The organism is Aliidongia sp., assembly GCF_035943795.1.
In the GTDB taxonomy this organism is placed as follows: domain Bacteria; phylum Pseudomonadota; class Alphaproteobacteria; order ATCC43930; family CGMCC-115725; genus Aliidongia.
The window spans coordinates 21563-35481 of sequence record NZ_DASZBY010000102.1; the positions used below are offsets into that span (position 1 = coordinate 21563).

The 13919-nt window shown below is 66.0% G+C and carries 13 protein-coding genes; 7 read left to right on the top strand and 6 right to left on the bottom strand.

The window, feature by feature from the left end:
• Positions 1-176 precede the first annotated feature (176 nt).
• Positions 177-1970, top strand: coding sequence for an aspartate--tRNA ligase (gene aspS, locus VGV37_RS19930; protein WP_326881498.1), 1794 nt, complete (start codon positions 177-179; stop codon positions 1968-1970).
• Positions 1971-2109: 139 nt separating this feature from the next.
• Positions 2110-2913 carry a cell envelope integrity EipB family protein gene (locus VGV37_RS19935; protein ID WP_326881499.1) on the top strand — a complete coding sequence of 268 codons (804 nt, stop codon included), beginning with the start codon at positions 2110-2112 and terminating at the stop codon, positions 2911-2913.
• A 1-nt stretch (position 2914) separates the two neighbouring features.
• Here VGV37_RS19935 and VGV37_RS19940 read toward each other — a convergent pair whose 3' ends face one another.
• On the bottom strand, positions 2915-3946 hold the full coding sequence (locus VGV37_RS19940; RefSeq protein WP_326881500.1) for a YafY family protein: 1032 nt from the start codon (positions 3944-3946) through the stop codon (positions 2915-2917).
• Positions 3947-4094: 148 nt separating this feature from the next.
• Between VGV37_RS19940 and VGV37_RS19945 the strand changes: the two genes are divergently transcribed.
• Both VGV37_RS19945 and VGV37_RS19950 read left to right on the top strand, forming a co-directional pair.
• A complete protein-coding gene (locus VGV37_RS19945) occupies positions 4095-4472 on the top strand; it encodes a VOC family protein (RefSeq protein WP_326881501.1) in 378 nt (125 codons plus the stop codon).
• Between the two features lie 3 nt (positions 4473-4475).
• The gene (locus tag VGV37_RS19950) at positions 4476-5048 is read left to right on the top strand and encodes a putative glycolipid-binding domain-containing protein (protein ID WP_326881502.1); all 573 of its coding nucleotides are present in this window, start codon (positions 4476-4478) and stop codon (positions 5046-5048) included.
• Here VGV37_RS19950 and VGV37_RS19955 read toward each other — a convergent pair.
• From VGV37_RS19955 to VGV37_RS19965, 3 genes are all read right to left on the bottom strand, one after another.
• Positions 5045-6736, bottom strand: coding sequence for a methyl-accepting chemotaxis protein (locus VGV37_RS19955; protein ID WP_326881503.1), 1692 nt, complete (start codon positions 6734-6736; stop codon positions 5045-5047). The genes VGV37_RS19950 and VGV37_RS19955 overlap by 4 nt on opposite strands.
• A gap of 120 nt (positions 6737-6856) precedes the next feature.
• Complete coding sequence (locus VGV37_RS19960) at positions 6857-8107, bottom strand: Hsp70 family protein (RefSeq protein ID WP_326881504.1); 1251 nt, start codon at positions 8105-8107, stop codon at positions 6857-6859.
• A gap of 76 nt (positions 8108-8183) precedes the next feature.
• Positions 8184-9095, bottom strand: a complete 912-nt coding sequence (locus tag VGV37_RS19965) for an ROK family protein (RefSeq protein ID WP_326881505.1) — start codon at positions 9093-9095, stop codon at positions 8184-8186.
• Between the two features lie 198 nt (positions 9096-9293).
• Between VGV37_RS19965 and VGV37_RS19970 the strand changes: the two genes are divergently transcribed.
• From VGV37_RS19970 to VGV37_RS19980, 3 genes are read left to right on the top strand one after another with little or no spacing between them, the layout of a single operon-like run.
• Positions 9294-9659 carry a response regulator gene (locus VGV37_RS19970; protein ID WP_326881506.1) on the top strand — a complete coding sequence of 122 codons (366 nt, stop codon included), beginning with the start codon at positions 9294-9296 and terminating at the stop codon, positions 9657-9659.
• A gap of 10 nt (positions 9660-9669) precedes the next feature.
• Positions 9670-11088 (top strand): PleD family two-component system response regulator, encoded by a 1419-nt coding sequence (locus tag VGV37_RS19975; RefSeq protein ID WP_326881507.1) that lies wholly within the window; start codon positions 9670-9672, stop codon positions 11086-11088.
• Positions 11089-11101: 13 nt separating this feature from the next.
• Positions 11102-11812 (top strand): hypothetical protein, encoded by a 711-nt coding sequence (locus VGV37_RS19980; protein ID WP_326881508.1) that lies wholly within the window; start codon positions 11102-11104, stop codon positions 11810-11812.
• Between the two features lie 203 nt (positions 11813-12015).
• Here the strand turns inward: VGV37_RS19980 and rpmG are convergent, their stop codons facing one another.
• Together rpmG and VGV37_RS19990 are read right to left on the bottom strand one after the other, a co-directional pair.
• Positions 12016-12183: a 50S ribosomal protein L33 gene (gene rpmG / locus VGV37_RS19985; RefSeq protein WP_326881509.1), complete on the bottom strand. Its 168-nt coding sequence runs from the start codon at positions 12181-12183 to the stop codon at positions 12016-12018.
• A 76-nt stretch (positions 12184-12259) separates the two neighbouring features.
• Complete coding sequence (locus VGV37_RS19990; RefSeq protein ID WP_326881510.1) at positions 12260-13882, bottom strand: S41 family peptidase; 1623 nt, start codon at positions 13880-13882, stop codon at positions 12260-12262.
• Between the last annotated feature and the right edge of the window lie 37 nt (positions 13883-13919).

Here is a 13919-nt window from a genome sequence, read left to right on the forward strand (position 1 = left end):
AGGCCCATACCCACGCGGGCCTCGCGGCCAGCGCATGCCTGGCTGCCCATCGCTTGACAAACCGGGGACGGCAGGGTGCTCTACGCCGCTTCGAGGGTCCGGCGGCAACGCCGGCCGCTCCATGCCCATTTTCAAGCTGCTCTCGAGCAGCTGCTGCTATCAGAAGGCCCCGACCCATGCACGCCTACCGGACCCATACCTGCGGTGAGTTGAAGCTGAGCGACGCCGGGAAGACCGTGCGCCTCAGCGGTTGGGTCCACCGCACGCGCGACCATGGCCAGTTGCTGTTCGTCGACCTGCGCGACAATTACGGCGTGACCCAGGTCGTGGTCGACAGCGGCAGCCCGATGTTCACCACGATGGTCGAGCTGAAGCTGGAAAGCGTCGTTACGATCACCGGCGACGTCGTGGCGCGCTCGGCCGAGACGGTCAACGCGGCACTCGTGACCGGCGAAGTCGAGATCAAGGTCACCGAATTCCTGCTGCAGACCGAGGCCGATCCGCTGCCGTTCCCGGTCAACACCGATGTCGACTATCCGGAAGAGACCCGCCTCAAGTATCGCTTCCTCGATCTGCGCCGCGAGGCGATGCATGCGAACATCCTGTTGCGCTCGCGCGTCATCTCGTCGATCCGCCGCCGGATGATCGACCAGGGCTTCACCGAGTTCCAGACGCCGATCCTGACCTCGTCCTCGCCCGAGGGCGCACGCGATTTCCTGGTGCCGAGCCGGGTGCATCCGGGCCAGTTCTACGCGCTGCCGCAAGCGCCGCAGCAGTTCAAGCAGCTGCTGATGGTCGCGGGCTTCGACCGCTATTTCCAGATCGCCCCCTGCTTCCGTGACGAGGACGCGCGCGCCGACCGGTCGCCGGGCGAGTTCTACCAGCTCGATTTCGAGATGTCGTTCGTGACGCAGGAAGACGTGTTCGCGGCGATCGAGCCAGTGCTGGGCGGCGTGTTCCAGGAATTCTCTAACGGCAAGGCCGTGACCGAATGGCCATTCCCGCGCATCGCCTATGCCGATGCGCTGCTGAAATACGGTTCGGACAAGCCGGACCTTCGGAACCCGCTCATCATCACCGACGTGGCGGACGTGTTCCGCGGTTCGGATTTCGCCGTGTTCGCCGGTGCCATCGAAAGGGGCAATGTGGTGCGGGGCATCCGCGCGCCTGGGGCCGCCGACAAGCCACGCAGCTTCTTCGACAAGCTCAACGGCTGGGCGCAGGAGCAGGGCGCCAAGGGGCTGGGCTATGTGACCTTCGCCGACGGCGCCGCCAAGGGCCCGATCGCGAAGTTCCTGGACGAGCCGCGGCTGGCCAGGCTCAAGGAGATCACGGGCGCCATCGACGGCGACAGCGTGTTCTTCGTGTCCGACGCCAAGGGCCCCGCGACCAAGCTCTCCGGCGCCGCCCGCATGAAGATTGGCCAGGAGCTGGGCATCTGCGAGACCGGCATCTTCAAGTTCTGCTGGGTCGTCGATTTCCCGATGTACGAGCTGAACGAGGATACCAACCAGATCGAGTTCAGCCACAACCCGTTCTCGATGCCGCAGGGCGGGCTGGAAGCGCTCCTGAACCAGGACCCGCTGACCATCAACGCCTATCAGTACGACATCGTCTGCAACGGCATCGAGCTGTCGTCGGGTGCCATCCGCAACCATCGCCCTGATATCATGTACAAGGCGTTCGAGATCGCGGGCTATCCGGCGTCCGAGGTCGAGGCCCGCTTCGGCGGCATGCTGAACGCGTTCAAGTTCGGCGCTCCGCCCCACGGCGGCTCGGCACCGGGCATCGACCGCATCGTCATGCTGCTGGCCGACACGCCCAACATCCGCGAGATCATGGCGTTCCCGTTGAACCAGCAGGCCCAGGATCTGTTGATGCAGGCGCCGTCGCCCGTGCCGGCGGCCCGGCTCAAGGAACTGCACATCCAGCTCAACCTGCCGCCCACGAAGGCCGGCAAGGCGAACTGAAAGGCGGCCATCGGCCGCAAGCGGCGAAACGGTTTCGGTTATTGCACCGAAGCCGCCGCTGCTGCCAGTGTAATTGCGTCAAGACACCGCCAGCGGAAAGCGTCGGAACAGCATGAGCAATAGGACGATGCGACGGGTGATGGCGGCTTCCACGGCCGCGGCGCTGTGCGCGGGTGCCGCGTTCGCGGCGCCGGCCCGTCCGGTCGAGGTGCAGCCGCACAAGGCGCTCTACGATATGACGCTGGAAAGCTCCAAGCCGAACAGCGGCGTGGTGGGTGCCACCGGCTCCCTCGCCTATCAATGGGGCGAAAGCTGCGACGGCTGGACCATCGAGCAGCGCTACAAGCTCAACATGCAGTATGAGCAGGATCAGCCGGTCGACATCAACTCGAACTTCGTCACCTGGGAAAGTAAGGACGGTAAGTCCTACCGCTTCAACGAGCGGCGCATGCGCAACGGCCAGCAGGACGAGGACATCAAGGGCGATGCCGGGATGAAGGGCGCCAAAGGTGCCGGCGGCGCGGTGTTCACCCGGCCCAAGGACCAGAATTTCGACCTGCCGCCCGGATCGCTGTTCCCGACTGCCCATACGCTGCTGCTGATCCGCAAGGCGCAGGAGGGCGAGCATTACGTTGCCGCCGACGTGTTCGATGGGTCTTCGGTCGACGGCGCGGTCGACATCAGCGCGGTGGTCGGTCCCAAGCTCGACGCGAAGGCCAATCCGCCGAGTGCCGACGTGAAGTCGCCGCTGATCGATCATCCATCCTGGAACATCCGGATGGCGTTCTTCCCGGAATCGAGCAAGGACGAGAGCCCCGATTACGAACTGAGCATGCGCCTGATGGACAATGGCGTGTCCAGCGAGATGACGATCGACTATGGCGACTACGTCATCAAGGCGAAGCTCAAGGAAATCCAGGCACTGCCGAAGCCGACCTGCTAATTCAGGCGAGCGTCGCCGCCATTTCCAGCAGTTCGAGCCGCAATTTCTCGCGCCATGCGGCGGGGGCCAGCAATTCAGCCTCCGGACCCAGCCAACGGACCAGTTCGAGGGCCGGCGCCGGATCCCCTTCGCCATAACTGACGATCATATGGTCCGGCCCACCGGGCGCATAATCTGCGAAACGATAGTACCAGTCGCGCCGAAGCCGCTGGACCTGGGCCTTCGTCATCCGGATGCGCACCGGATCGGGGCCGTTCCAGCGCGCCATGGCCCGGCCGAGCCAAACCCGGTCGAGCAACGGGCGGACGTCGAATGGCGAGATCGGGCTGCGCAGGGTCGACAGTTCGATCTCCAGCACCCGGTCGGCGCGCCAGAAGCGCTGTGTCTGTTCCGGCGGCCGGTCGCGTCCGTCGAGCTTCAGGCCGATCAGATACCATCGGTCGCGATCCCATAGCAGCCCTTGGGGCTGGGCCTCGACCATGCTGCCCGGGCGATTATAGGGGGTGCGATAGGTGAAGCGAACCCGGGTACCGTCCAGCACCGCCTTCAGGAAGGTCTCGACCGCGCGGGCCTCCGCCGCGTCGGCGGCCGGCGAGCCGTCGTCGGCGCCGGGCCATTCCGGATGGAACGTGTCGATCGCCGTGCGCTCGAACCCGACCAGACGGCGCGTCTCGGCCAACAGCGGCTTCAGGCGCGCGGGCAGGGCGGCCACGAGCTTGCGTTCGGCACTTTCCAACTCGGCCGCGAACGGCGGCACCTTCAGGCCGCGGGCGAGCGCCAAGCTTAGCAGCATCGCCACAGTCTCGGCCCTGCTGAACGTGACCGGCGGCAGGAAATAGCCTTCGAGCAACCGATAGCCGCCCTGGGCGCCGCGCTCGGCATAGACCGGCACGCCGGTCTCGCTCAACATCTCGACGTCGCGATAGATGGTCCGCACCGAAACCTCGAAACGGCGGGCGAGATCGGTTGCCGTGACCATGCTGCCGTCGCTCAGCAACAGCAGGATGGCGAAGGCGCGCTCGATCCGGGTCATCGGCAGGCACTTGACAAGGGTGTGTTCAAAAAGACCTGCATTCAGCGGAAATATCGGATCATACCTGACAACCCGGTGTCAGTTGAAGCTGTTTAGTTTCGATCCCGTTCCCGGAGACGGGACCCGTTCACGAGATCGAGGCTGTTCCATGTTCGACCATATTTCCATCGGCGTGCGCCATATCCAGACATCCCGCCGGTTCTATGACGCGGCCCTCGGCGCGCTCGGTTATCCGATCCGCCAGGGCGACGACACGGAGTTCAGCTATGGCGGCGAGGATTGCGTGTTCGCGATCGCCGCGACCGATCATCCGGTGCCGGCCGATCTGCGGTCGGGTCTGCATTTCTGCTTCAAGGCGCCAAGCCGCTCGGCAGTCGATGCGTTCCACAAGACGGCACTGGCCGGCGGCGGCAAGGATCACGGCGCCCCCGGGCTGCGTCTGAACTATGGCGACAGCTACTACGCAGCATTCGCCATCGATCCTGACGGGTATAGGATCGAGGCCTATTGCAACCGGCCGGAGTGACCGATGCCGCAGGACATCGTCTGGGAATGGCTGGATCGGCCCGGTCTCGAGCATCTGTCGTTCGAGGTCGGGGCCGCAGCGGTCCAGGCGCGCGGACTCGTCATGGTTCAATTGGGACCGGATCCGCTCCGCATCGCCTATGAGGTCGACCTGGCCGGCGATTGGGTCTTTCGACGGGCTCGATTGACGGTCGATCGCGATGGCGCGTCGAAGCCGCTGGAAATCGAGCGGGCCATGGACGGTCGCTGGACCGTGGACGGTTGGGGGCGGCCGGACCTGGCGGCCTGCCTCGACATCGACATCCAGGCGACGCCCTTCACCAACACCCTGCCGATCCGGCGCCTGTCGTTCGAGCCGGACCAGTCGCGCATCATCCAGGTCGCCTACATCCGGATGCCGGAATTGACGGTCGAGCCGGCAATGCAGGATTACCGCCGGCTGGATCCGGCAGAGCCGCCGCGCCGGTTCCGCTATCGCAATGTGGCCAGCGGCTTCACCGCCGACCTTACCGTCGACGAGGCTGGCCTGGTGCTCGACTATCCGGGCATCTGGCGGCGGCGGTCGGTGCGCGGCTAAACCGCCCGCAGGCGTCCGACGAAGGCGCCGACCGAGGCACGCAGAGCATCCGCCTCCCGGCTCAGGGACGCGGCGGCGGCGAGTACCTGGGCAGCAGCGGTCTGGGTCTGGTCGGCGCCGTCGCTGACCCGGTCGATCGTGCCGGTCACGTCGCGCGTGCCACGCGCCGCCTCGGCGGTGTTGCGGCTGATCTCCTGCGTGCTGGCCTGTTGCTGCTCGGCGACGGCGGCGATCGCCGTCGCGACCTCGTGAACTTCGCGGATCGTGCCGCCGATCCGTTCGATCGCGGCGATCGCGTCCTGGGCCACGCCGCGGATCGCCTCGACCTGCCCGGCGATGTCCTCCGTCGCCCGCGCGGTCTGGTTGGCCAGCGACTTCACCTCCGACGCGACCACGGCGAAACCCTTGCCGGCCTCGCCGGCGCGTGCGGCCTCGATCGTCGCATTCAATGCCAACAGGTTGGTCTGGCTGGCGATATCGTTGATCAGCTTGACCACGTCGCCGATCTTGAGCGCGGCGCCGGCGAGGCCGCGCACGGTCTCGTCGGTCCGCGCGGTTTCCCGGACCGCCGTGGCGATGATGTCGGCGGCATGGCTTGTCTGGCGGGCGATCTCCTGGACCGAGGCACTCATTTCCTCGGCCGCGGCGGCGATCGTCTCGACATTGTCCGAAGCCTGCTGCGAGGCCGTGGCGACCATGTTCGCCTGGCGGCTGGTATCGCCGGCATTTCCGGTCATCTGTTCGGCGGTGACGCTCAAGGTCGAGGCGGCCGTGGAGAGCTGATCGAGCGCGCCGCCGACCGAACTGTCGAAATTCAGGATCTCGCTTTCGATCTCATGTCGGCGCCGTTCCTTGGCGGCGCTCTCGCGACCGACCGCCTCGTTGAGGCGGAGCGCTTCGCGCGCATGATCCTGGAAGATGGCGAGTGCTGCTGCGAGCCGGCCGATCTCGTCCCGGCGCGAGACCTCCGGCAGGCGGATGTCGAGGTCGCCGTCGGCCAGTCGCTGGGTCAATGCCGTCAGATTGCGCAGCGGGCGGGTGATCGTGCCGACGACGATCAGCGCCGCGATGCCGAACGCAGCCAACAGGCCCGCCGTTCCGCCCAGGATGAGCCAATATCGCGCGGTGCCCGCCTGAGTGTCGGCGTCGTCGCGGGCGGCTTTGAGATCGGTGCGCAGATCGCCGATCAGTTTGTCCACGGCCGCGATCGCCTCGCGCCGCTTCTTCGCGGCCTCCTGGCTGGATAGCACGAAGGCCTCCTGCGCCTTGCCTGCCAGCGCCAGATCGAAAACCTTGTGACTGATCTCGCGGCGTTCCGTCGCCGCCCGGCGGAAGTCGGCGACCAGGGATGCCTGGGGCGGCGAAGGCTTCAGCCCGTCGAGCCGATCGAGCAGGTCGATGGTTCTGGCGGACGCGTCGTCGTAGAGTTTGATGTTGTTCTTTGCCATCGCGGGGTCGGTCGAGAGGATGACGTTCTTCTCGCTGACTGCAGCGCTGTTGAAGATGCTCTCCGCCTCGAGCGCCACCTCCAGTTCGACGGCCTTTTGGTCGGTCAGTCTTTTCAACTGCTCGGCGAGGCTGCTCAGCGAGTTGCTCGCGAGAACAACGATACCGAGAGTGACCAAGATGACAAGCGCGGCGGGTACCACCAATTTCCGGGAGAGCGACAAATTATCCAACGCGCGCATCGTCTGCCTCCCTGCGCTTTACCCGCCGATCTGTCCAGGCGGGGTCTATCGGCAGCGTGTTCGTGGCATATCGGCGAATATGTTCAATTCATCAGCCTGAATAGTGGCTTAATTATTTACCTATTGATAGCGCAGCATCGCTTCGATCGTCAGCCCGAGACCGACGGAGCCGAACTTGTCTCCCTCGACGATACGGCTGTGCGGCAGTTCGTCCAGGATGGCGCTTCGGACGTTGGGCAGCAACGTGGAGCCGCCGGTCAGGAACACCGCATCGATCCGGGCCGCGGCAAGACCGGCATCGGCAAGGCAGCGCCGGATCATACCGGCGATGCTGCGGCACAACTCGCCGGTCGCCGTCTCGAATTCCGTCCGGACGAAGCCTGCCGTCAATCCGGGCTCGACCCAGCCGAGCGGCAGGTCGAAGGCGGCGGCCTCGCTCAAGCCGATCTTGGCGCGCTCGACCGTCATGGCGAGCCGATGGCCCAGATGATCCTCCAGCACGTGGGCGAGACGGCCGATCAGGTCCGGCCGGGCCGATTCGCGCAGAACCTGACGGATCTCGGCCATCACCTTGGGCGTATAGAGGAAATTGATCTTGGCCCAGGTCGACAGGTCGGTGAAATAGCCGTTGGGCGCCAGCAGGCCGCGCTTCTTCATCGGCGACTGGTAGCCCAGGTGCGGCATGGCGCTCTTCAGCGACAGCAGGCGATCGAAATCGGTGCCGCCGACCCTGACGCCGTCGTTGGCGAGAATGTCGGCCGACCGGTCGTCGGCGCGGCGTCGGTCCGGCCCCAGCCGGACGATCGAGAAGTCCGAGGTGCCGCCGCCGATATCGGCGATGAGCGCCACCTCTTCCGTCTCGACCTGCTGCTCGTAGTCGAGTGCCGCCGCGATCGGCTCGAACTGGAACGAGACATGTTTGAAGCCGATGGCGCGGGCGATGTCGGCCAGCGCCGCTTCGGCGCGCCGGTCGGCCATCTCGTCGCCATCCACGAAATGGACGGGCCGGCCATGGACGACGGAGTCGATCGGATGGCCCGCGGCGGTTTCCGCGCGCGCCTTGATCTCGCCCAGCAACCGTTGCAGCACCGCCCGAAAGCCGATCCGGTGCTTGTCCAGCAACGTGTCCTGGTCGATGAGATCGGTGCCGAGCACGGATTTCAGCGAGCGCATCAGGCGGCCGTCGGTTCCCTTGGCGTAGGCGTCGATCGCCGCGCGGCCGAATTCGGCACCCGCTGCGGCGAAGTCGAAGAAGATGGCGCTGGGCAGCGTCGTCTCGTCGCCTTCGAGCGCCACCAGCCGTGCCGTGTCGCCGTCACCGATGCCGAGCGTGGTGTTCGACGTGCCGAAATCGAGGCCGCAATAGCCCATGATGCCAAATCTCCGACAACGCGAGGGCCGGCGGTTTTAGCGGAACCGGGCCGCGATCACCAGAGGCGAATCGTGCTCAGTCGGGCGGCCAGAGCCAGGCGGCACCGCGCACGCCGCTCGAGTCCCCATGATGCGGCGGCACCAGACGGGTCGTTACGACATCGGAAAAGACGTAGCGTGCCCAGCGAGCCGGCACGGCCTCGTAGAGCATCGTCAGGTTGGACAATCCACCGCCCAGCACGATGACGTCCGGATCGACGAGATTGATCACCCCGGCAAGCCCGCGGGCCAGGCGGTCGACGTAGCGATCGAGCGTGGCGCGGGCCGGAGCATCGCCGGTTTCGGCCCGGGCGGCGATCTCATGGGTCGCCAGATTTTCCCCGGCGGTCGCGCGATGGTCGGCCGCGAGGCCCGGGCCGGACAGGAAGAGCTCGGCGCAGCCGGTGCGCCCGCAGTAGCAGGTCGGGCCGGGCCACTCGCCGGGCGCAGGCCAGGGCAGGGGATTGTGGCCCCATTCCCCCGAGATGCCATGCCGTCCGGTCAGGATCTTTCCGCCGACCACCAGGCCGCCGCCGACGCCGGTGCCCAGGATGACGCCGAAGACGATGGCGGCGCCCGCCGCGGCGCCATCGGTCGCTTCCGACAGGGCAAAGCAGTTCGCGTCGTTCGCGATCCGGACCTCACGCCCGAGCGCCCCGGCAAGCAGGCGGTCGAGCGGCAGGCCGTTGAGACAGACCGAATTCGAGTTGCGCAGCAGCCCGGTCGCCGGCGACGGCGCGCCGGGCGTGCCGACCCCGACGGTGCCGGGGGCGCCGAGTTGCGCCTCGGCTTGGAAGACCAGATCGCGGATCGCCTCGATCGTGGCGACGGCGTCGCCCGATGGAGTCGGGATTCGATGGCGCCACAAGACGGTTCCGTCGGGATCGAGGGCGATCGCCTCGATCTTGGTGCCGCCGAGATCGTTGCCGATGCGGAAGAATGGATTCATCGTGCCAATCCCCTGAATGATAAAAGCCCGAAATATCGTGGAAATTCGTGCGGATGATCGCGATGGGCCGAAAAGGATTACGAAATCTTAAGGACGCTTGGCTAAGCCTATGGGGTGACTGCGGACCTGGATGACGATGCCTTCTCTCGAACAGGTTGTACCGCCAGGGCCAACTGGTTTCGCACTAAGGAATTTCCGATGAGCAAGACGATCCTGATCGTCGAAGACAACGACCTCAATATGAAGCTGTTTCATGATCTGCTGGAGGCGCACGGCTACAACACGCTGCAGACCAAGGACGGCATCGAGGCGTTGAAGCTCGCGCGGCTGCACCACCCGGACCTGATTCTGATGGATATCCAGCTGCCGGAAATCTCGGGGCTGGAGGTCACGAAGTGGATCAAGGAGGACGATGATCTGAAATCGATCCCCATCATCGCCGTCACGGCCTTCGCGATGAAAGGCGACGAGGAGAAAATGCGCGAGGGCGGATGTGAAGCTTATCTGGCCAAACCGATCTCCGTCGCGTATTTCATCAAGACTTTGAAGCAGTTCCTTAATTAGTGAGCGGTGGATGTCCGCCAGAGTTCTCGTCGTCGATGATATCGAGGTCAATGTAAGACTGCTCGAAGCCAAGCTTCTGAGCGAGTATTACGATGTTCTGACCGCGTCGAATGGGCCGCAGGCGCTTGAAATCGCCAGGCGCGAGTCGCCCGACATCGTCCTGCTCGACGTCATGATGCCGGGCATGGATGGGTTGGAGGTGTGCAAGCGCCTCAAGAGCGATCCCGCGACCCGATATATTCCCGTGGTGATGGTGACGGCGCTGAGCGACGTCGCCGACCGGCTGCGCGGCCTCGAGGTCGGCGCCGATGATTTCCTGACCAAGCCGGTCAACGACGTCGCCCTGTTCGCCCGGGTGCGTTCGCTGATCCGCCTGAAGCGCACCCTCGACGAGTGGTTGCTGCGCGAGGAGATCAACGGCCGGCTGGCAGCATTGCCGGGTGACGTCATGACGCCCGAGGTCGAGCATGTGGCGCCCGGCAACATCCTCGTGCTGGAAGACAATCCGCTGGCCGGGACCAAGTTGACCCAGATCCTGAGGCCGCTCGCCAACGAGCTGACCCTGGTCAAGACCAATGCCGAGACCTACCAGCTGTCGGGCCAGGGCAGCTACGACGTCATCATCATCTCGATGGCGCTCGAGCGCGAGGACCCGTTGCGACTGGTCTCGCAGCTACGCGCGGTCGAGCAGACGCGGCAGCTGCCCATCTTGCTGATCCTCGACGATGGCGACTATCCGCGGCTCGCCAAGGGCCTGGACCTGGGCGCCAACGACTACATCATCCGCCCGGTCGACCGAAACGAGCTGATCGCCCGCACCCGCATTCAGATCAAGCGCAAGCGGTTGCAGGACCAACTGCTCGACAATTACAAGCGCGGCCTGACCCTGGCGCTGACCGACGGGCTGACCGGCCTCTACAATCGCCGCTACATGACGGCCCATCTCGATACGCTGTTCGGACGTTCCGGCGGACCGATGAAGGACGTCGCGATCCTGATGTTCGACATCGACCGTTTCAAGCAGGTCAACGACACCTACGGGCATTCGGTCGGCGACGAGGTGCTGGTCGAAGTCGCACGCCGGACGCTCGGCAATGTGCGTGGCTTCGATCTGGTGGCACGCTACGGCGGCGAGGAATTCGTCGTGGTCATGCCGGACAGCGCGCTCAATGCGGCCGGGTCGGTCGGCGACCGGGTGCGCCGGGCGATCGGCGATCGGACGATCGACGTGACGATCGGCCCCCGCTCGCTCGCGGTCACGATCTCGATCGGCGTCGCCATGTCCGGCCCCGAGGCGCTGACGCCTGGTCAATTGCTGCGCAATGCCGACGAGGCGCTCTACGCCGCCAAGCACGCCGGCCGCAACCGCGTGATGGTCTGGCAGCCGGAAGGCATCAGCCCGTTCGTGCCCGACGGCATCCTGCCGTAACGCTCTCCGACCCATGAGCGCTGCCAAAGCGCGCCTCGAACTGTCGGCGGTGCTGGATGGGGACCGGTCGCGCCGGCCGCCCTACAGACGGCTGGTCCGCGAGTTCGGCTCGCTGCTGTTCGATCGCCCGACGTCGCCGGCACCGGAGTCGCTGCCGCACGGGGGCGGTCGCCCGATCCTGGTCATTCCCGGGATCTTCACCGGCGACCGGTTCACCCTCGATCTCAGGCAATTCCTGGAACGCTGCGGTTTTCAGGCATTCGGCTGGGGACTCGGTGTGAATTGGGGGCCGACACCCCATTTGCTCGATGGCGTGGCACGGCGGGTCGACGGTCTGTATCGGAACCATGGCCCGCTGGCGCTGGTCGGCATCAGCCTGGGTGGGCTGTTCGCCCGCGACCTGGCCTACGATCGGCCGGGCCAAGTCAGCCATGTCGTCACCATCGCCAGCCCGTTCCGCTTGCCGACCGCGACCACGCTCGGCGCGCTGATCCGGATCTTCGCGCACTCCTACAGCCCGCGGGTCCAGACCGAGCGCCTGCTGACCCCGCTGCCCGTGCCGTCGACGATGATCCTGACCCGCGACGACGGCATCGTCGCCTGGGACAGTTGCAGGGCCCACGAACCCGACGGCGAAATCTTCGAGGTCGGCGGAGCCCACCTGACGCTCGGCAGCAGTCCGGCGGTGCGGCGGATCACCGTCGAGCGCTTGGCGAAAGCCTGATCGTTCCCAGCCGAAAACGCGCCGCCGCCGGGAAGGGCGGGGGCGTTCTTTTCGTTCCGGAAGATTGGATCATCGGATCGGTCTGACCGATCGCCGCCCGCACCGCGAGGCGGTTGGCCCCATCATGAGAAGGGCCGGCACTCCATCGTTCGACCGACCCGCCGCCCTGGGAGGCATCCGGATCGGCTGCGACGGAGCGAGCCTTACTTGATCTTGGATTCCTTGAAGGCGACATGCTTGCGCACGACCGGATCGTACTTCTTCAGTTCCATCTTCTCGGTCTTCGCACGCGGGTTCTTCTTGGTCACATAGTAGTAGCCCGTGTCAGCGGTGCTGACGAGCTTGATCAGGACGGTTGCAGACTTTGCCATTTCCGGTCTTCCGAACGGGGTTCATCGAAACGCCGCAACCTATCGACATCCGCCGCCAAGTCAAGCGCGGCCAGCGCTACTGCAGGGGTGCGGCGTCGGAATGCCCGGATGATTGCTGCGCGAGCGCGATGGCCGGCGTGGCGAGGGCGGCGGCATAAAGCGATGGATCGCGCAGCAGCCGGCGGGCCAGCTTGAGGTCGAGCGGGTTGTCCTCGGTTTCGGCCGGGCAGGATTTCCTGAGCTTGATCCAGGCCGGATCGCTGAGGTTGGCGCGCGACTGCGCTTCGAGCCCGCGCGGATGCAGGCCGCGCTCGATGATCGCCGCCAGGCGCGCCGCCGGCTCCTCGGCCGTCTCTGACGCGCCGAGCCGGCTGGTGCAGAACACGGGCACCACGCCATGCTCGTGCAACACGTAATGGGACGGGGTGTAGAGCCGCGCCCAGGTCAGCGTCAACTCGCCCTGATTGGGCAGGGTCAACACGCGCTGCACCGTGCCCTTGCCATAGGAACTGGTGCCGACCAGCACGGCGCGGTCGTGATCCTGCAGCGCCGCCGCGACGATCTCGGCCGACGAGGCGGAACCGCCGTTGACCAGCACGACCATCGGCAGGCCGCGGGTCTTGTCGCCGGTCCGCGCCTTGAATTCCTGGGTCGCCGTCGGGTCCCGTCCACGGGTGCTGACGATCTCGCCGCGATCGATGAACAGGCTCGCGACGTCGGTCGCCTGTTCCAGCAACCCGCCCGGATTGCCGCGCAGGTCGAGCACGATGCCTTTCATCTGCCGGCCGAAATCCTTCCGGGCCGCAGCGATGCCGTCGGCCAGGGCCTGGGCGGTGCCGATGTTGAAGCTCGACACATGGAAGACCGCAATGCCGTCCTCCCAATCGGTCGTGACCGTGGGCACCACGATCAATGCCCGCCTCATGGTGGCGGTCACCAGCGCGCCGCGCCCCGGTCGGCGCAGGGTCACGGTCACGGTCGAGTCCGGTTCCCCGCGCAGGCGATCGACGACCTGCCGCTCGCTCAGCGTATCGGCCTGGACGTCGTTGATGGCGACCAGGCGATCGTCGACGCGAATTTCCTTTGCTGCGGGCGTGTCCGTCGCCACCGTCGAGACGCGCGGCTGACCGTCGGAATAGTCGAGCGTGATGCCGATACCGCCGAACCCGTCACGGGAGGCGCGCTGGTCGCGCGCGGCGTCGGCGCCGGCATAGCGGGTGAACCGGTCGAGCTTGGGCACGATGCCGTCGAAGACCTTCTGGTACAGCGCCTCGTTCGACGCGCCGGATAGATCCGGGGAGTGCTGGCGCACGTCGGCGAGCGCGCTCGAGACGATCGCGGCCCAGCCGTCGGCATCGTCCGCGTCCGGTGCCGGCAGGCGCTCGACCGCGTTGTCCTTGTCGAAGAACACGACGGTATGGCCGATCTCGGCCACCGCGAAGGACTGGTCCGCCTGATCGAGTTTCGCGAGCCCGGCCAGTGCCAGCGTCTCGCTCGAGATCGGCACCAGGTAGAATTCCCGGATGTCGCGGAAGGCATCGGCGAACAGCGTCGCGGCGGGATCGTGACCGAACCGGTCGACATGGGCGCCGCGGGTATCCAGCGTCGAGGCGCAGGCACTCATCAGCGACAGAAGCAGGACGGCGCCGCCGAGGCTTCGGCGTCCCACCCTGATGCAGCCGCTCCACTCACTCGCCAAGGCGCTTGTCTCCAGGGAAATCCGCGCGGATCCCCGT